This window comes from Pedobacter sp. (genome assembly GCF_965249885.1).
Classification (GTDB): domain Bacteria; phylum Bacteroidota; class Bacteroidia; order Sphingobacteriales; family Sphingobacteriaceae; genus Pedobacter.
The window spans coordinates 46,658-65,356 of the sequence record NZ_OZ252254.1; the positions used below are offsets into that span (position 1 = coordinate 46,658).

Consider the following 18,699-nt stretch of genomic DNA (forward strand, 5'->3'; position numbering starts at 1 on the left):
AATGGCAATTTAGATGCTATATATATTAACACACATGCCTCAACGGTTAAATTATATGTGTGTTCACTGGTGCTAGGTAGGTCCGTCTTAAGCCCCCTTCTAGCTCTCGAAGGGAAAGCGACTATATATAGCCTTACCAATGACGAAAACAGTTACACAATTCAATTCAGAACGATTAAACAGAAGCTATGGGAGCAAGACAATTTGAAAAACCACCATCGATTGATGAGGTGAAACGACCAGAACCAATGAAAGTTTACAAGTTCTGGTTAAGGGCACAAAGAGGTATCAATGATGAACAAAAGAGATATAATGAAGCCGTTGAAACATTCTACTTCGCATTGCTCACTAGATTGAAACGTTATTACAGCATGCTAGAAAATCCAACAGATAGAATGGTAATTGAGCGTGACAGGTACAAGGACGAATACTGCATTTCTACGATGTACACCTTCATTACTTCGCACGCATACTTTAATCTAGAATGTAGAGCTACGAAGGAATATGAGATGAGATATTACATTGATGATAGCATTCATGCTGATGAAATCAATAAGCTATTCAAGGGATTAACCTTCTTTGATAGAAAAGTGCTCCGTACATTCCGTGAGCCATTTGTAGACTATTTCAAAGCCTCGTTAAAGTGCCAGCAGCAACACGCTCGTCAATTATAGGCAAATAGTAGCCACTCCAATCTGACTATTTAAAAGGTAGACAGTTTAAAGAAATCATTCAATAATACAGGCATCCTACATGGATGCCTTTTTCATTTACACTAAATTCAATTAACATGACAGCAAAAGCTAAGAAGCAGCAGAGCAAAGCTCCTCAACAGAAAACAAACTTCGTAATGGTTACACCAGAATTACAACAGAACAACGAAGCGGTAATGAAAGCCTATACCAAGATTGTGCAGAAAGCAACTGAGCTACTAACTAAATTTGAAATGAGGAAGTACAGAACCTACGTTGAAGTTGACCACACGAAAGATCCACAGAATGCACACTATGTGGCTGAATTTGTTTGCCACTTCTGGAACATTACGCTATCCAACAGCAAGGAGGGCAAATCTTATATCTTCATCAACTATGATGCTGATTACATCGAAAAGTTCGGTAGTAACTTGACCAACCAATTGCTGCGAGAAGCTTACAGGGTGACAAACTCCGAAGATGGTACTATAGGAACTGAATATGCGCTTAGAGTGCAGTTCAAGGACTACGATGTACATAACTACTTCTTTAGATTGACATTCGAGGGAGAAACCGACACTATAAGCATCCGTTGTGTTGAACGACCAGATGCAGCATAAAAATTTGGACGTAGCAATACGTCCATTTCCCTTAACTTTATATCTTTGCGTAAAACGATAGAGATATAGAAGAAAAATAGAATTACATATAATTAAGATATAAGCGTTAGCTATTTGTTACTTGTCTAAGAAATCGGCAAAATTTATCAAGACAACAAGTGCAAATGAGTGTTACGCCTGTGCTGTAAAAAGCGCAGGCTGACTTGTTTGTTGTTGTCAGGTTTTTGCCGAACCTCTTAGACGCAAATAAGCTCAGTCCTGCGCTTATTGCATTTTAAAGGTTTGGTGGACTGCAAGCCAATGTTTAAACATGGGCACTAACTATAAAATTGAACGTCTCTACAATGATCTGAATGCCAAGTCACTCGAACTTGCAGATGCATTGGATCTAAACACCTTATCCAGCTATCAAAAGCAATATCAGCTCTCACAATTACGGCAAATTGTAAGCGAAATTAGGACACTACAGACATCTTCTAGTTACGATGGAACTAAGCTCCTAAGACTGCCAAACGGCACTTCTGCGCCAGCTAATGCAGCCATTTACGGTGCTATGATGTTCGTGCAGGAGATTGAAAAAGAGTTAAGAAGCACCCCAAACATTATACCTACTCGGAACGCTAGCCCCATTAATCAACAGCCGCAATTGAAACCCCGTACCAACAACTCTGGTGATTGGGTTGATCAACTTATAGGCTTAGGCTTGGGATTATTCGGTCTATGGCTATTTGTGATGGCTATTATGTCCTTTGTAAATGGTTCTACAGGAGTTATAGATGCAACATTAGGTGTTGTTCTTGGTATCATTCTTTTAGGGGTAGCAGGTGCCTGCTGGCTCTATAGCTATGCAATGTTTAATAACAAATAGATAAACAATTAACATCAATGAGAAAACAAATCTTAACGCTCTCGGCTGCCATGCTGCTGATTGTAGCATCATGTTCTAAATCAACTACTGAAGTTCCGTATGAACCACCAACACTATTCAAACGTTGTAAGCAAACGGAGGTAAAGTTTAATGACGGTACTGTGTTTGAATATGCGTACGACGACAAGGATAGAGTTGTAACGTGGAAGCAGGTATGGAAGAACAGCCCAATCGAAACTATTACCTACCTTTATTCAAACGATCAGATTGTAGAAACAGAAGTTGTCGGTCAACAACGTACGGTTACTAGACACATTTTTGATAGTGCAGGAAGAATAGGTACCAGCAGGGTTGACGGTACAAACCGCACTACAGTCTACACCTATGATGTAAATGGGTATATGACGCAAATAAGTGTGAACAATGCGCAGGAGCTTACGCAGTTTCTTTGGACTGATGGTAACTTGACCACTGTTAGGTTCGACCATGGAAGATATATAATAAGTTACGAAAAACAGGATAACAATTACAGTGGTGGCTTCTTTTTGTACAACACGAATGATGCGTTTCCCGAAGAGCTTGAAACACCATTGTTTGATTACTACGGTAGACGTTCGAAACTCCTACCAACTAAGTCCGTTGTTACTAGGAATGGAACTGAAACTACAGAAACCTACACCTATGAAAAAGATAAAGTTGGTAACATTACTAAGTTCGTCAACAGTGTAAAGGTTGGTGCTAATACAAGTTACACCAATACAATGCAATACACGTACAATTGTAATTAATAATGTAATCGAGCCGTAGCAATGCGGCTCTTTTAATTTTATGTCTATGAAAGTAAATCTACAAGAGGTTCAACAGTTGAAGGCTAAGTTTAATGCTATGTTGCTTGACGAAAGCGTGTTAACCTATAGTGATAAACAAGCAATGCAGGAGGTTTTTAACATTGAGCATTACCTATTATCAAATGCTAAATATGATGCAAGCTTTCAAATTGGCATGTTAAAGGAATTGGTAAAGGATTGCAGTACTCAAATTGCCGAGCACCTGAAGCCGTTCTTAGCTAGTTTGTAATCGCACTCCTGATACATACACCCATTGCTCAAAAGGAGTGGCTTAAGCGAGCAATGGGTTAGTACAGTCGCTGATTTGGTGCTGCTACTTCTATCCTGTATCTATAAAAGGTAATGCGTGCACTTTACCACCTGTATCTCTTGGGTTGGGACAGTGCAAACCCGATTAGGTTAGAAGGTATTCGTCGCTACTAATGTTTGCATAAGAGACCGCCAAACACCTGTTTGTCACTCCTTATGCTTAAACAAAGCGGCGCAACTCATGATAGCCTACTCTGAATTTATAATTCGTTACACTCAAAGATAAATTCATCGGCTATCTCAGCGCAGCACACCTTGCTGACTCGTAAAGACATCATAATTGTCATGATAGTTGGTTCAACTATCCCGCCAATCACTTGCGTAGAACGTAGCTATAGTCGTGCTATGCACTTTACCTATAGCATCTTTACTCGATGTGCAAGGCAGGTGTGCAAAATAATACGCGCCTATTTGAGCCGGTCCAACGGGCTTACTATTTTATTAAGGTGTTTGTTGGAAACCTTTGCATAAATTTCAGTTGTCTTGATTTGGCTGTGCCCTAAAAGCTTCTGGATAAAAAACATATCCGTTCCATACTCCAATAAATGTGTGGCATAGCTATGCCTTAGCCCATGTATTCCGACAGCCTTACTTATATTGGCTTTTTTCATGCTATTTTTAAAAACTGCCTGTATACTTCTGTCTGAATATCTGCCGCCGAACTGTCCCTCAAAAAGATATAGCTTTGGAGTGTTTTTAATGTAATATGCTCTTAATTCTTCAAGAATGCTTGCAGGAAGTGGTACATATCTGTCTTTTTTACCCTTTGAATTTTGAATGTGAACCATCATTCTACTGCTATCTATATCTGTAATTTTTAGGTTTGTCAATTCGCTGACACGTAGCCCCATACCATAACAAAGGCGTAACATCAGCAAATGCTTAGGGTTTTCAGTTACCTTGAAAATCTTCTCTATGTCACTTTGGCTAAATGCCTTTGGTAATTTTGAAGGCTTTTTCGGACGGGGTACTTCCACAAAGAATCTTTCTTTGTTCAATACCTTCTCAAAATAAAACTTAAGGGCATTTAATCGTATATGGATATAATTTTCACTGAGTTTTAATGTATTTATGCAGTATAAGATATAACTTCTTAGCCTCTCAGGGCTTAGCTCGTCTACGCTATGCTGCTTTAGCAATAGCAGCAATTGGAGAAATTCATTGGAATAGGTCTTCACAGTTTTATTGCTATAACCCTTTAGTTGCAGCTGTTCTATGTACCTTTTATAGGCATTTTGATTGGTACTACTTATTTGGTTTGCCTGATTGTTGGGGAGTTCGAAAGTTTCAGGCAGTCCTAGAGCGTCTCTGTGATGCTTACAGTCTGGAATATGCCATTTCTTCTGTGAAGAACTCCAACGTGCAATTGGGAATGAGTGTTTAAGTCTTAATATCAGTTCTTTGTCGTAGTCAAATGTTATCCAGATTACCTTTTTGTTTTGATGTTTTCCAAGTGAGATGAGGTATTTTTTAAGTTCCATAGATATACGTATTTTGTATGGTAGGGAGTTTCTGTCAATTAAAATCAATACAAAATACGAAAGTTCTGATAATGTTGTTAACAGGCTTATTATAAAAGCTTTATGGGCTTCGTATTTTGTATGGTTAAAATTGTATATATTGCGTATATTATAATGTTATATGCTATGCTAAAAACGACCGTACATACATTCAACAACCTTGACAAATGGTTGTCCGACAACTTCTATTTTGAGGACGGACACGTTTTGGCAATCAAGGAAAATCCTCTTGAAATTATTGTTGGTTATAACGTTAAAGCAAACTATAAGGCAAATTCAGAAAGACACATTTTGCCCTTCAAAATCACTCCATCTAAAATTTACGAATGGACTTTTGACAAAGATGTGGTAAATGTTGGTGACGACAATTACATCGAATGTATTGAAGCAAGTGAAGTTGAAAATGGTGTTTGCATAGAATTCTCAACTCCTGCGACTTTTCGACTAGTAGCTGACAATCTCGAAATTGAAGAACAAGAATTAGTAAAAACGACTTTTAAGCCTTGGGCAAGCGAGACAGAAATGTATTTGACAACTGAACTTACAGAAATTCCAAGACCTGAATTTTGGAAAGAAAAATTAAGCAAATACGGACACTACATTTTGTTTCGTTTTTACGCAGGTGACGAAAGACAACCAGAACAAGTTCCATATCCAGACTACCAAGGCTACTACATACAACTTGCGGACAGAATTAGCTCGACACAAGAAGGAATTTTTCTAAAACATTTGAAAATGGAGAACGGAAAATTGAGTTTGAGTTTTGAAAATAAGGACGAAGAATTGAAAAATGTTTGGGACGACTTAACGATGGTTCTAGCAGACTTACCAAATGCTAAAATCAATAGCGGAAATTGTGAATTTACAGGAACAAATTGGAAACAGTATTTAACCGATAAAGTATTACCGACAACTGAATGAAAAGAAGCACAGCATATAACAAGGGTTTTGCGTCAGGCGGGCTGAAGTGCAAAATTCAACGGCAGTTTTTCAATTGAACTTTAGTAATAACATCAACTTTTGTGCTTCGATTTCCCGCCCGAACGGAAAGCCCGAAGACGTTGTGTGCAAGGCTAAACGACCTCTTCATCCAAACTTTAGCAAACAATTTTTGAATATAAATTTAATACATTTACAATGCCAAAGTGTTTTTAAGACAATAATTTTATGGATATTATAAACTTTCCTGAACATTTATTTGAAAATAACTACACGGAAACATCAGACCTGCAAATTGCTAACTACGAAGTGCATAAACATGTTTCCAAAAATAAGATTAATCTAAACAAAAATGCATTCAGTTTTTTGTTGGACGGACAAAAGGAAATTCACTTTTCGAATGACATCGTTTCGATAAATGATACACAATCCTTACTCCTGGCATCGGGGAATTTTTTAACAACAGAAATTGTAGGGGCAAATAGTTACAGCTGCCTGCTCTTTTTCTTTTCTCAAAAAAATATCAATGATTTTTTATTGAAATATGGACATCTATTCAACCCAAGGGACTTTCATATAACAGCCACCAATAGCCCCTATTTCCTTATACAAAAAGACAATTTTATTATCCATTATATTAATTCCATTCACCTGATTTATAGCTTGAATCAAACAATCTCTCAAAAGATTCTGGAATTAAAATTTGAAGAAATTATGTTGTATCTGGCTGATAAGTATGGGCAAAGTTTTTTTGCTTATCTCCATTCATTGTTAATCAATGAAAGGGAATTATCTTTTAAAATGGTCATTGAAAAAAATCTGTACACGAGTTTGAATATTGATGAGGTCGCTTTTCTGTGCAATATGAGCTTGTCTACTTTTAAGCGAAAATTTAAACAATTATATCAAGAGTCTCCAGGAAAATGGTTTCAACTAAAACGGCTCAACAAAGCCAAAAAGTTATTGCTTAATAATGAAGCGACACCGTCAGAAATCTATATGGACTTTGGTTATGATAGCTTATCAAATTTTAGCACAGCCTTTAAAAATGAATTTGGTTATAGTCCAAAAAACATTATGAAAACTTGACCTTTTTTCATAAGTTTTTGAACTAAATAAAAAAGCCTCACAAGCTTCAATGAGCTAAATTGTGTTAAAACAAAATTGGTTTAATTTAAAAATAAAAAGACATGAAAAAATTAGGATTATTAGTTCGACTAGAAGCAAAAGCAGGAAAAGAAAAAAATGTTGAAGAGTTTATTACAAGTGCATTGCCACTTGCTAATGAAGAAGCGGGTACTATTACATGGTATGCGTTCCGTATTGACACTTCTACATTTGGCATTTTTGACACTTTTTCAGATGAAGAAGGCAGAGAAGCACATCTTGGTGGTAAGATTGCAAAGGCGTTAATGGAAAATGCACCTGAATTGTTGGCTACTGCACCATCTATTGAGAAATTGGACGTTTTAGCGGCTAAATAAACATACCACAATTATTATAAAATGGCAGCCTGTCAAAGTTCTGTAAATGAATTTGGACAGGTTGCCATTGTTTACAAAACAGCTTGATAATAAATTAAGCTTAGACTGACGAAGAAACCCAGCACACAACAAGGGTTTGCCAAAAGCGGAGCTGAAGTGCTTCTATTAAACATTTCTGCAAGGTTCAATAGTAGTAATTCTATTGACTTTTGTGCTAAAAAACTCCGCCTTCGGCAAGCCCCGAAACGTTAGTGGCAATGGCAGAACAACCGTACCCCTGAAATTAAACGGCTGAAAAATAACAACCTGACACAGAAAAAAATAATAAAAATCTACCACACAGGATTTTTTTGCAGTACAAAATTCAACCTTGCTTCAACACCTTTTTCCTTTTAAAATACAAAGCTACATAAGACAAAACCGCACAAACAAGTCCAATCCAAATCATAGCCCAAATTGCACCCGAACATTGGGACAACGTTCCTTCTTCTATCAGCAAAATTCTGAATGCCTGTAAGAAATGCGTAAGCGGAATCACATTTGCAACAGCCACAACCCAATCGGGCATTTGCGAAAGCGGCCACGTAAATCCGCTCAAAATAAAGCTCGGAGTGGCTATAACCATCAATATTTCGGTTGCTTTGAGCTGACTCGAAATCAGTATGCTTACCAATATCCCGATAAAGCATACCGACAACACGAAAATTCCCGCTACAAAGGTCAAAGCACCTAGATTTTCATAAAACGGAATCCTGAACCAAAACGTAAACAGATAATACAAGATCCAAATACCGAAGCTCATTATCAGATACGGAATTATCTTAACTGCCATTATTTTAAGTAGGGATTTGTTTTCCGAAACCAATGTTCTGAAAGTTCCGTTTTCGTATTCGGAAGCAAAGGACAAAGCCAAGCCTAACAGCAAAACCTGTTGTAAAACCGTTGCCAAAATGCCAGGCCACAAAAAGTACATATAGTTCGTGCTTCGGTTGTATTTTTTAATAAATGTGGTTTTGAACGGCTCATATTGCGACATTGCCACACTTTCAGGCATTCCTTGTTTTTTAAGAGCTTCAATCTGAACTCCCGCTTTAAGTGTTCCTAAACAAATCTGAATGGCTGTCGAAGCATAATTGGCTGTTAAAACATTCGAAGTATTTACAATGGTAAGCACTTCGGGATATTTTTTGGTCATTACCTGTTTCTCAAAATCTTTCGGAATAATCACAACCGCAGGAATATTATCGTTTTCCGCTACGATTTTAGCTAAATCGTTCTGGTCGTACTGGATAAAAGCCACGTTCAGAACCTCATTATCCTGCATCATTTCAATAGCTTTTCGGCTCATCTGACTTTGGTCTTCATCAACCACCACAACAGGCAAATCGGTAACTTTACCTTTCTGATAAACAAAGCCTAAAAGTATTCCGTACATAATCGGAGCCCCAATAAAAAGCAACCGAAGCACACTGTTATCCCAAAACAAACGGAATTCCCTTTTTATAAGCGAAAAAAAGTTTTTCATAATTTCTTATTACAATTCTAAAGTAACCGTAGTTTTCGTAAACAAATCTTTAGCTTGTTCTACATCAATCGGACTGATTTTTATCTCAAAAAGACTCTCCTGAATTTCATAATCGGGATAAGCCGTTGCGATGTTTGCATAAGCTCCCAAAGCCTTAACCGAAGTTATTTTTCCCTTAACCTGACTTTTGTTATAGACCACATTAACCATTACTTCCTGTCCTTTCTGAACCTTTGAAAGCCGGCTTTCGGGAATCGTAAAACGGAAATAAGTCGATTCCGAAATCGTTCCGCTAATCAAGGTATAACCGGGAAGTGCCAGCTCCCCTGCTTTAAGCGTAATGGACTCTACCGTCATATCCTGCGGAGCAATTATATACCGCTCGGAATCCGCAACCGAAACTTCCTGTAAAGCACCCAAAGCTCTTTCCTGCTGTCCCAATGCCATTTTTTGCTGTTCAATTCTCGCTCCGTATTTCACGTCCGAAATTTCAGCCTGAACAGCCAGATACTGCGATTGGGCTCCCTGATATTTGGCGAAAGCCTCGTCATACATCTGTTGGGAAACCAACGAATCTTTAAGCATATTTGACAATCGGTCAATGGATTTTTGAGCCAATTCGTACTGTTCTTTGAGTGCTTTTTGTTTGGCTTCTAGCTGTTTGAGCTGATTGTCCGTAGCTCCTTTCAAAGTCATATCATATTGGGCTTTTGCCGACTGAACAGCACCCTCTGCCTGACTTTTTTTGGCATCGACTTCGGGAATGTCCAAAATAGCAAGCGTATCTCCTTTTTTGACAAAATCTCCTTCCTGAATACGGATTTCAATGATTTTTCCGGGAATTTTCGATACGATTCCGATTTGCTCCCTTTCGATTTTTCCCTGAATAACCTCGGTTTTCGGCTTACCACAACCGACAGCGGAAATCACTACAACTAATAATAAATATATATATTTCATTATTTTTGATAATTTAGTTTAAAATGGTTTTGGTTAATTCTCCTGTTACGGAAAGTGTTTCTAAAGCGGACAGCCTTTGCTCTACTAAAATCTGAATTTTATTGGCTGATGCTTTAAACAAATCGTTTTCTGCTTCCAATCTTTCGGAAATGTTGATAAGCCCTTCCTGATATTGCCTTACAGCCATATTCAGATTGTTTGAAGCCACTTTTTCCTGCTCCAGACCGATTTGGTATTTCTGATTCTGAATCCTGTAATTCGCCAGGTTATTTTCCAAAAGCAAAGCAAATTTCTCCTTGGTATCGTCTAATTGATTTTGCACCTGTTCCGCATTTATCTTGGCTTCGTGGATTTTGTGCTTACGTTCAAATCCGCTGAAAATTTCCCATTTCATCGAAAGCCCTACCATCCAATTCGGACTCATCGTAAATTCGTTCATTCTTCCGTAAAGTCGGGAATTTACCATTGGAATTTCGGGAGTAATCATCGTAGCGTCAAAAAGGCTCGCATAAGTAACACCTCCGAATGCTCCCAAAACAGGAAGATAACTCCCTTTTTCTTTCTTAATCATATAATCCGATGCTTTTTTGAACGATTCCAAAGCTTTTAGCTCCTGTTTGTTTTCAACCGATAAATCTTCCGAAATCATATAAGGAGCAAGTAAATATTCTACTTCTTTGATTTGGTTTTCAGAATATCCCGTAAGGTAATTTATCTTTTGGTAAAGTACTTTTCGTTTTCCCTGAAGTTCTATTTTTTTGGATTGTAATTCGAGATTCGCCAATTTGATTTTGTCCCTGTCATACGGAATGGCAAGTCCTTCTTCGATAGCCCTTTCTACTCTTTTGGTTTCTGTAGCCAAGCGTTTTTCGCTGTCATTCAGTAATTTTTCGACTTCGTTCAGCAAATGGACCTGGTCAAACGAATGAATCACTTCTTTAATCAGGTTTTCTTTTTCAGCCTCGGAAAGATAAGCCGTTCCGATTCGTTTTTGCTCCAAAGCCTTTGCTCCGTTTTCGATTTGAAAGCCACTGAATAAAACCGTTTTTGCCGTCAGGCTTCCCATCAGTACGTTTCCGTAACTGTCAAACGATTGCTTTCCGTCAAAAATCGGCTGATTGATAACCGGAATGTTCCCCGTTGGTAAATCGAGCGTTATTTTCGTATCGAAATACATATAATTTGCCGAACCTTCTACTTTCGGAATGTATTTGTTCCAAACACTTTTCTTTTCCGTACTGATTTTTTCCACTTCCAAATCTTTGTTTCGGATAGAAGCGTTTTTGTCGATTGCTTTCTGAATTGCTTCCTGCAAAGACGGGCTCACATCAATTTGAGCCTTTCCTTCAAAAGCCAAAAAACAGACAAGTATAGGCAGTAATTTTTTAATTTTCATTTTACCTCTAAATTTTGATATATTTTATGCAACACTTCTTTTACTGTCAATATATTTTCAACACTGATTCCTTTAATAGATTCTTCTACGGTAGCATTGACAAGATTCATAACTTTTTCCTGTATTTGCTTCCCTTTTTTTGTCAGAAAAATCAAATTGGACCTTCTGTCGTTTACATCGGGTTTTCGCTTGACCAAACCGTCTTTTTCCATATTGTCAATCAAACGGGTTACGCTTGGTCTGTCCCGAAAGCTCTTATCTGCCAAATGCTGTTGCGAACAACCGTCATTTTCCCACAAAACAGCCAAAATAGACCATTGTTCCTTGGTTAATTCTACTTCATTCTGTCTGAAATTCTTATTCAAAATACGATTAAATGCCTGTGGTGTTCTACCCGTAAGCAGATTGTAAAAATCCTGATATTCTAAAATTGACTGCATAAACAATTGTTGTTACGACAACAAAAGTAAAGAATATTTTTATCCTGAAAATATTTTTTGGAAAAATTAACATTTCGAGAAAATGCAAAAGTTTTTTAATCTTTTGATTTACAGATAAATGTATCAAACAAAGAGTAAACAAACAGCCACAGCCACTAACAAGGGTTCCTATGTAAAGCAGTTTTCCTAGAACCAAGTTAATCATTCCTTTTAAATATTCCAATAAATTGACATTTGGGGACTAAATTAATGCTCCTCAAACACCTCGATAATCATTAAGCTCAGGCTCCTATGTGTGGCTGCTTCTACGCGGAAACACCACCTGCACCCGTATGGTTGTATTGATTTTAAATACAGCTACCTGCTTTGCGGTGTGAAAGCATCAAGCTTCACAACCCATGTTTTGTAGTCTGGATTTTGTTTTTTGATGAGCTTTTAACAATTATGTTTTCTATATATATATCCTTTTTATGCCATAGCCTGTGGTTTTTGGTGATTGATCTGATAAGGTTTCCCTGTTTTGATAACCGACAGGATACGGTTCAATAATTTTCTGGCAATCTTAACTACAATACTTTTTGGGTTCTTGCCAATATGTGTACGGTAATAGGACTGCATCTGTGGATCTAGCCGCAGGGCAACCCAAGCAGCTTCTATAATATAACTACGTAGCAAACCTCGGCAACGTGGGGTTACCCCAAACACATTCTCTGTACCTCCGCTATTGCGCATCATCGGTACCAGTCCAATGTAGCTCGCAAAACTTGCCTCGTTGCCAAACCGCCTAATATCGCCCAGTTCGGCAATTAAGGCACTGGCCAAATAACCGCCAATACCCGGAATACTTTTAAGCAGATAATAATCCTGTTTATGGTGTTTACGGCAATGTGAACGTAGCTGGTTGGCCAGTTCCAGATATTCGCCATAGATAAACTCGTAAACACGCAACTTACTGTTTAGGCATTGCTGGCCTGTAGCAGAACGCCATTCGATGTGCTTAAGCCATTCGATAAACGACTTGGTCCAATTGGGATTGTCATGGGCCTCGGGAATTTTTATGCCCTGATAAAGCAGCAAGCTCTTGATGTGTGTTTTAGCCGACCGAAGCTGGCGGGTAATGGCAGCCCGATGCCTTAAAAGACTTTTTAGTTCGTCTTCCCAATCAGTTGGAATATGAATAGCCTTCAGTTCGCCCAACGATAGTTGCCTGCTCAGGTTACGGCAATCAAGTTTATCGGTCTTCTGGTAATATTGCTTGTTGCTGGTGGGCACATCTGCTGGGTTTACAACCGTTACATCCCAGCCCATCTGCATAAAATAACGTGCCGCACTAAAACCACAACAACCAGCCTCGTAGGTGAGCGCTATATCGTAACCGGGAAAGTTCCGCTCAACGTAATCATAAACCACTGAAGGGTCTGCCGGAACGGTGAAACTTTTGTGGTCGCTAATATCACTTCGGATATGAACCGACCAGCTTTTCTTGTGAATGTCGATACCAATGTATAACTTCGGTAAAGCAGTAATTTCTGTTGCCATATTTCAATTGTTTTGGTAGCTAATTAACGTTAGACTACATCTTTTTTGGATGGAACAGGATTGCTGCTTTTACATGGGTGCTTTGCAAGAGAGCGGGTTAAGTGCTAAATTCAACTTTTGTGCTTCTATTCCGCAAAAACCATTTTTTATTTGCTTGAAAAGTGTAAATTAGCAAATAAAAAAATGGTTTTGCTACGTTGGTGCTAAATTGAAAGTTTGTGCTTTCTAATCCTCTCCCTCGCAAAGCCCCGAACCGTTATGGCTCATTATAAAAGACGACACCGAAAATAAATGGCAAAAATTGACCGAAATAGTTCCCAAGACGCAAAACGAGTTTTTGAAAAATTACTTCCTGACAGTGAAACACGTTCCAAAGTTGAAAACTTTTTAGGCAATGCTATTGGATTTGCAGACACCTTAAATTCAGAAAAGTGGAATTATGGATGCTTTCATCTAGCTTTTTAAACTTACTTATCTTGCCGCAACATTGTTCCCTAAGTGGGCATTGCTTACAATCGCTCTCACTGCTGCGGTAAGTTTTCTTCTGGTAGCCCTTGCTATCGGTATGGGTGCTTTTGTATGGCAAAATAGCACCATTACCTCCTGCCTGTATGCATTCGTATTGGTTTTTTTCTTGGTTATAGATAAAGCCTACTCGCTCTGGCCTGTATTGCCCGAAGTTGGGTATCCAGGCATCTATTTGGTGGTCTTGGCAATACTGCAAACTCTCTCCACTGCTGTAACCAGCATCGGCAATCACCTGGTCTATTTCAAGTTCGTTATCCGCTAGGTTAGCTATCGTTTGCTCCATGATATCCGAGAAAATAGCGCTGTCCTTACTGCCTGCCGTACTGGCGCATGCCCCGGTAATTACATGCTGGGCATCATCAACGGCCAACTGCCCAGCATAGTTCAATTGGCGGGGTTTGCCGGGCTTGGTCGATATCTTTGCATCGGGATCGGTGGGGCTATAATGGGTATGGTTGCTCAGGTATTTAGGGCGTATCTCTTTGCCTTCTTCATCTAAACGGGCACTATCAACATGCCCAGGCATCCCTTTATACTCCTCCTGTTTCCATTGGTGGTGCCGCTCTACCATCTTTTTACGGGCACTGGTTACCTTGTATTGGCTATTAGCTTCCAGCTCATCCACAAATGCCGAGGCGTCAGCTACTATTTCTTTTTCTAGCAAACTATCCATACTGGCATTGGCCTTAATAAAAGCACTATCTACACATTGGCGCTTGCCCCTTACCATCCCTTTACGTACGCATTGGCGAAGCACTTCTTGAAACAGGCTTAAAAATACCTCTTGGCCATATAGTTGACGGGTGCGACTGATGGTACTGTGCCATGGCAGCTCTTCCTGCAAATCGTAACCTAAAAATAAACGAATGCTTAAACTGTCGGCACAATAACGTAATAGCGCTCTATCGCTATTGATGTTGTTGAGATAAGCCACTAGCAGTATCTTAAAAAAAACAACAGGATCTATACTTTCTTGTCTTTCTTTACCGTAATAAGCTTTGGTTGCTTTATACAAAAAGTGTAAATCTAACTGAGATGATAAATGGCGGTAGTAATTGTCGGAGGGAACTAGTTCTTCCAAACTTAACTGATAGAACAATTGGGGATGAAAACTCTTACGTCCTTGCATATAGGAAGATACGAATTATTTATCTATTTTTAGAGAGTTGTGCAACAAGCACAGGCGTTTGGCTCAATGGCGGGTGAAGTGATTAATTGAACATTTTACCTCGCACCAACTTTTGTGGTATGTTGACAGTTTTGAGCTCCGAAATCCGCTTCTTCACAAAGCCGAAAGTCGTTTTTTAGGGATTAAAATCAGTTTTATTATTGAATATATAAAAGTAACCAAAAATAGAATTACCCCCTTAAATGAGAAGTTTGATTAATTAGTACACACTTTGGCTTACTATTGGAAGTTAACAAACTTCTTACCTTATAGACAGACAGGTTGAAATGATAATTCTAAATGCCACTCAATCGTACACCAAATTTGTTACCACTATATAACACCTTCTAACATTCGTGGATTACACGTCTGTAAAGTAGCAAATCGTGATTTAATGTCGACTTTGACGTTAGTACAATTCTGTTTTTAAGAAAATAGATTAAATGCAACACAGAAGAGATGTAGTAAGAACACAATTTAGACATACCACCTTATAGAAAGTAAGGGGCAAGAATGGTTTTTTACCTATTATTTTTACCACTAGAGATTAGAAGTTAATCCTGCTTGTTTACAAGGTGAATTAGTTACCCGCCATTCAAATTACAAGGCTGACCTATATTTCTAAACCGGATATCTAAGCTGTCCATGTTTTTTACCTATTATATACCCCTTCTTAATATTCGTGGATTTTACCAATAGACAGCAAGAACGATAGATTTAAATCCAAATTTGCCTATTTGAAGAATCGTATTAGCATATTTTAAACAAAAGCAATAATCCCCCAGCTTTTCAACTGAGGGAAATAACAAAAACCACTATTTATATAAACGAACTTAAAATCTGTATTCCTTTTAGGTGCTCATCTGAATCTGGAAGACTTTTGTAAACGAATTTAAACCACTTGTATCTCTGTAAATCAATCATTTTAGGAGTTCTTTTATAAAACTCCGCAGGTGTGAATTCATTATTATAAATGCTTTTCAATTTCTGCTTGACTACTTTTGTTTCGTAGAACTGTCCTACAGTAAAAGCTTTTCTAAGTTCACTGAGCATATATTCATTGACCGACTGATTGAAGAACTTGTTATATTTTTCTAAGAATTCGTTCTTGAAATTAAGTATCGTTTCAATCCTGCCCTGTTTATCTTTTGTATCTTCCAGCACCTTCGCTAACCGCTTAAAGTACGGGGTTGAATCTAGAATGTGGTTGTTATCTACGGTTAGTGGTTGTTCTTGCGATACGTTTGTACCTAAAGCGTTATGTGCATTCATCTTCTTTAATTTAATTGATAAGTAATTGCGTTAATTGATCTAGATGGCTTATTTTAACATATTAAATTGATTTTTTTACCTTGTAGGCATTCATGGCGAATTTAGCAAGTAGTGTGTTTAACTAACACACTATCTTACGAATTAACGTCTGGAAATGATAATTGAGCTTCCTCCATCATTGAAGATTGATTTTAAAACAAACAATCAATTATCCAAACCCCTCTAACTCTTTCGCCGTTAATTATACGAGTTGAATACTTGTATTTAAACCAACCATTTTTCGTTAAATCTGTTAACTTCGCAATTCGATTAAAGAACTCAAGAGGAGCGAATTCGTGATTATAAAGGTCTTTAATTTTCTTCTTAGCCTCTTCTGTTGTGTAGAATTCACCAACACGCAATGTTTTACCCACTTCACACTTAAAAGTGTTATCAAATGCGATATTAAACCATTCATTGTGGGCGGCTGCAAAGTCTGGAATATTTTCTAGTCTGAACAATATGTATCTGTTGAAAAGATCTTTTTTAATGTTATCATCTTTAACTGTCGATGTAATGTCGCCGAGTTGGCTGAAATACTTGTTTATATCTATCTTACCAGTTTCGGCAATTGTAAAGTTTGAAAGGTCTAGTTCAGGTATATGCATACCTATAGTGATATTTGTAGTCATTTTATAAATAATTAAAGGTTTATGATTCAAGTGAGGACAGATTTGTCACTCAGTGTATCTGTAGAGGCTGATCTTCTTAACTAATGTAAAGATACGAAAAATTAGTCGCTTATCATAAATTTTTAATATATTAAATAATTGATAATCAACATTTTAAATCTTAATTCTTTAACAAATAACACGTGATTTATCACTTAAATCTGTACTATATAAAAGGTGGGAAACCTCCTACCTTTTAAACAAGTGAGGTTTAGGAAAACTTGTTACCCAATCAGCTTAAGTGTCCACTTTTTTTAAGCTTCTATATACCCCCTCTAAAAATCACGGATTTGGCACTTCCTCTGAAATGGGCTGCGCTTTGAATTCTAATTGGCAGAAATCAACTGTCAACTTTTGATAAAATGATTTAAACCACCATTAGATTGCAAGTTATGTTAGAATGTGTAAATTAGCTTTAACATTTGAATTAATCTCATTGCCATGAAGTTTAAAATCACACTCCTTCTACTATTAATACTCACTACATGTTCATTTGCCCAGACAGCTGTATCGGAACATTTAGTTTTTAAAGGAGTTCCAATCGATGGAAGCCTAAGTCAGTATGTTTTAAAAATGAAACAGAGTGGTTTTGCAACCGTGAGCTCTGAGAACGGCTTGGCAATACTAAAAGGCGATTTTGCTGGTTTCAAGGATTGCCATATTGGCGTTTCCACTTTAAAGGACAAAGATTTAGTACATAAAATAGCAGTATTATGTCCTGAGAGTGAAACATGGTCTTTACTTTCTGGTAATTACTTTAACCTAAAAGAATTGCTTACCGAAAAGTACGGGACGCCCTCAGATGTAGTTGAAAAGTTTGATAGTTACACGCCTAGGGATGATAATGGGAAAATGAGCGCGGTTAAATTTGACAGGTGTAAATATTATACTATATGGAAAACCGATAAAGGTGATATACAATTGACTATCGTTCAAAAGGATTATAAATGCTCAGTTAGTCTTATTTATATGGATAAGTTAAATAGCGACATAATTAGAGCTAAGGCTAAAGACGATTTGTAGTGATTGTTAAATTGCTTCATATTATTCTTCCCGTAATGACTGCAATTCTACCTCGTTTCATCAATGGTATTGCCATCCAAGAATTTGTCTAACCCCCTTAAGTAAACGCAATTGATTAAATCTTGGATAAATTGATAGCTTGATGTTGATCGTTTCCTGTCTGTTTAAAAGGTAGACAGTTGAAATAGGACAGGCAAAAAAGGAAGTTAATCTATCCAATAATACATTACTCAAAGATAAGCCTGTCTCCCCAACACGCTTAAAGAAATTCCGCCATAAACCCACAACTCCAACCGCACAGTCCATTTATTGCGTTGCTTCTTTGCTTAGTTGGTTAGAAAGCTTGCTCTGGTTCTATTATTAATTTTAAATACATTAACATGGAACAGAAAGAACTATTCAAGGTTGCTGAGGTGCAACTAAGTTACAAGCCGCATTTTAAAGCGCAAGAACGCCCTAAGATTACAAGCGCTAAGCAAGCTTATGATTTATTACTAGCCAATTGGGATATGGAGCTAATCAACTTCATTGAACAAGCTAAGATGATATTATTAAATAGAAACAATCGGGTACTTGGTATCATCAACCTATCTACAGGCGGTGGAGCTTCTACAGTAATGGATGCTAGAGTGATATTTACCACAGCATTGAAAGCAACTGCTACGAGCATTCTGGTGGCACATAACCACCCATCGGGCAATCTAAGACCATCAAGTGAAGATATTAGGTTAACAGAGAAGTTGAAGCTGGCTGGTAAGCTGTTAGAGATTGAAGTGCACGATCACTTGATTATAAGCGAAAATGGTTACTTTAGCATGGCTGAAGAAGCAATGATATAACGGAATTAACGTGATTTTA

General features: G+C 37.7%; 19 protein-coding genes. 10 read left to right on the forward strand and 9 right to left on the reverse strand.

What is annotated here, in order from left to right; genetic code table 11:
- Positions 1–188: 188 nt before the first annotated feature.
- From ACY2A0_RS00150 to ACY2A0_RS00170, 5 genes are all read left to right on the forward strand, one after another.
- Positions 189–674 (forward strand): hypothetical protein, encoded by a 486-nt coding sequence (locus ACY2A0_RS00150; RefSeq protein WP_461791181.1) that lies wholly within the window; start codon positions 189–191, stop codon positions 672–674.
- Between the two features lie 116 nt (positions 675–790).
- Positions 791–1,312 carry a hypothetical protein gene (locus ACY2A0_RS00155; RefSeq protein ID WP_461791182.1) on the forward strand — a complete coding sequence of 174 codons (522 nt, stop codon included), beginning with the start codon at positions 791–793 and terminating at the stop codon, positions 1,310–1,312.
- Positions 1,313–1,622: 310 nt separating this feature from the next.
- Positions 1,623–2,180: a hypothetical protein gene (locus ACY2A0_RS00160; protein WP_461791183.1), complete on the forward strand. Its 558-nt coding sequence runs from the start codon at positions 1,623–1,625 to the stop codon at positions 2,178–2,180.
- Positions 2,181–2,197: 17 nt separating this feature from the next.
- A complete protein-coding gene (locus ACY2A0_RS00165) occupies positions 2,198–2,968 on the forward strand; it encodes a hypothetical protein (protein ID WP_461791184.1) in 771 nt (256 codons plus the stop codon).
- 46 nt (positions 2,969–3,014) lie between these two features.
- Entirely contained in the window at positions 3,015–3,257 is a 243-nt protein-coding gene (locus tag ACY2A0_RS00170) for a hypothetical protein (RefSeq protein ID WP_461791185.1), read from the forward strand.
- Positions 3,258–3,744: 487 nt separating this feature from the next.
- Here ACY2A0_RS00170 and ACY2A0_RS00175 read toward each other — a convergent pair whose 3' ends face one another.
- Positions 3,745–4,818 carry a tyrosine-type recombinase/integrase gene (locus ACY2A0_RS00175; RefSeq protein WP_461791186.1) on the reverse strand — a complete coding sequence of 358 codons (1,074 nt, stop codon included), beginning with the start codon at positions 4,816–4,818 and terminating at the stop codon, positions 3,745–3,747.
- Positions 4,819–4,983: 165 nt separating this feature from the next.
- Here ACY2A0_RS00175 and ACY2A0_RS00180 point away from each other — a divergent pair, with 165 nt between their 5' ends.
- The 3 genes from ACY2A0_RS00180 (at position 4,984) to ACY2A0_RS00190 (ending at position 7,280) form a co-directional block, all read left to right on the forward strand.
- A complete protein-coding gene (locus tag ACY2A0_RS00180; RefSeq protein ID WP_461791187.1) occupies positions 4,984–5,778 on the forward strand; it encodes a hypothetical protein in 795 nt (264 codons plus the stop codon).
- A gap of 246 nt (positions 5,779–6,024) precedes the next feature.
- Positions 6,025–6,885, forward strand: a complete 861-nt coding sequence (locus ACY2A0_RS00185) for a helix-turn-helix domain-containing protein (RefSeq protein WP_461791188.1) — start codon at positions 6,025–6,027, stop codon at positions 6,883–6,885.
- A gap of 101 nt (positions 6,886–6,986) precedes the next feature.
- Positions 6,987–7,280, forward strand: coding sequence for a putative quinol monooxygenase (locus ACY2A0_RS00190; protein WP_181308337.1), 294 nt, complete (start codon positions 6,987–6,989; stop codon positions 7,278–7,280).
- A 364-nt stretch (positions 7,281–7,644) separates the two neighbouring features.
- On the opposite strand, the gene ACY2A0_RS00195 is transcribed toward ACY2A0_RS00190, so the two are convergent.
- From ACY2A0_RS00195 to ACY2A0_RS00230, 8 genes are all read right to left on the reverse strand, one after another.
- On the reverse strand, positions 7,645–8,805 hold the full coding sequence (locus ACY2A0_RS00195; protein WP_461791189.1) for an ABC transporter permease: 1,161 nt from the start codon (positions 8,803–8,805) through the stop codon (positions 7,645–7,647).
- 9 nt (positions 8,806–8,814) lie between these two features.
- Positions 8,815–9,765, reverse strand: a complete 951-nt coding sequence (locus ACY2A0_RS00200) for an HlyD family secretion protein (RefSeq protein WP_461791190.1) — start codon at positions 9,763–9,765, stop codon at positions 8,815–8,817.
- Positions 9,766–9,778: 13 nt separating this feature from the next.
- Positions 9,779–11,161 (reverse strand): TolC family protein, encoded by a 1,383-nt coding sequence (locus ACY2A0_RS00205; protein ID WP_461791191.1) that lies wholly within the window; start codon positions 11,159–11,161, stop codon positions 9,779–9,781.
- A complete protein-coding gene (locus ACY2A0_RS00210) occupies positions 11,158–11,601 on the reverse strand; it encodes a MarR family winged helix-turn-helix transcriptional regulator (protein ID WP_461791192.1) in 444 nt (147 codons plus the stop codon). The genes ACY2A0_RS00205 and ACY2A0_RS00210 overlap by 4 nt, the downstream gene beginning before the upstream one ends.
- A gap of 468 nt (positions 11,602–12,069) precedes the next feature.
- Complete coding sequence (locus ACY2A0_RS00215; protein WP_461791193.1) at positions 12,070–13,140, reverse strand: IS110 family RNA-guided transposase; 1,071 nt, start codon at positions 13,138–13,140, stop codon at positions 12,070–12,072.
- Positions 13,141–13,537: 397 nt separating this feature from the next.
- The gene (locus ACY2A0_RS00220; RefSeq protein ID WP_461791194.1) at positions 13,538–14,797 is read right to left on the reverse strand and encodes a transposase; all 1,260 of its coding nucleotides are present in this window, start codon (positions 14,795–14,797) and stop codon (positions 13,538–13,540) included.
- 858 nt (positions 14,798–15,655) lie between these two features.
- Positions 15,656–16,108 carry a hypothetical protein gene (locus ACY2A0_RS00225; protein WP_461791195.1) on the reverse strand — a complete coding sequence of 151 codons (453 nt, stop codon included), beginning with the start codon at positions 16,106–16,108 and terminating at the stop codon, positions 15,656–15,658.
- A gap of 191 nt (positions 16,109–16,299) precedes the next feature.
- Positions 16,300–16,779, reverse strand: coding sequence for a hypothetical protein (locus tag ACY2A0_RS00230; RefSeq protein ID WP_461791196.1), 480 nt, complete (start codon positions 16,777–16,779; stop codon positions 16,300–16,302).
- Between the two features lie 480 nt (positions 16,780–17,259).
- On the opposite strand from ACY2A0_RS00230, the gene ACY2A0_RS00235 reads away from it, so the two are divergent.
- Both ACY2A0_RS00235 and ACY2A0_RS00240 read left to right on the forward strand, forming a co-directional pair.
- Positions 17,260–17,841, forward strand: coding sequence for a hypothetical protein (locus tag ACY2A0_RS00235; RefSeq protein WP_461791197.1), 582 nt, complete (start codon positions 17,260–17,262; stop codon positions 17,839–17,841).
- A 380-nt stretch (positions 17,842–18,221) separates the two neighbouring features.
- Positions 18,222–18,680, forward strand: coding sequence for a JAB domain-containing protein (locus ACY2A0_RS00240; protein ID WP_461791198.1), 459 nt, complete (start codon positions 18,222–18,224; stop codon positions 18,678–18,680).
- Positions 18,681–18,699: the final 19 nt, after the last annotated feature.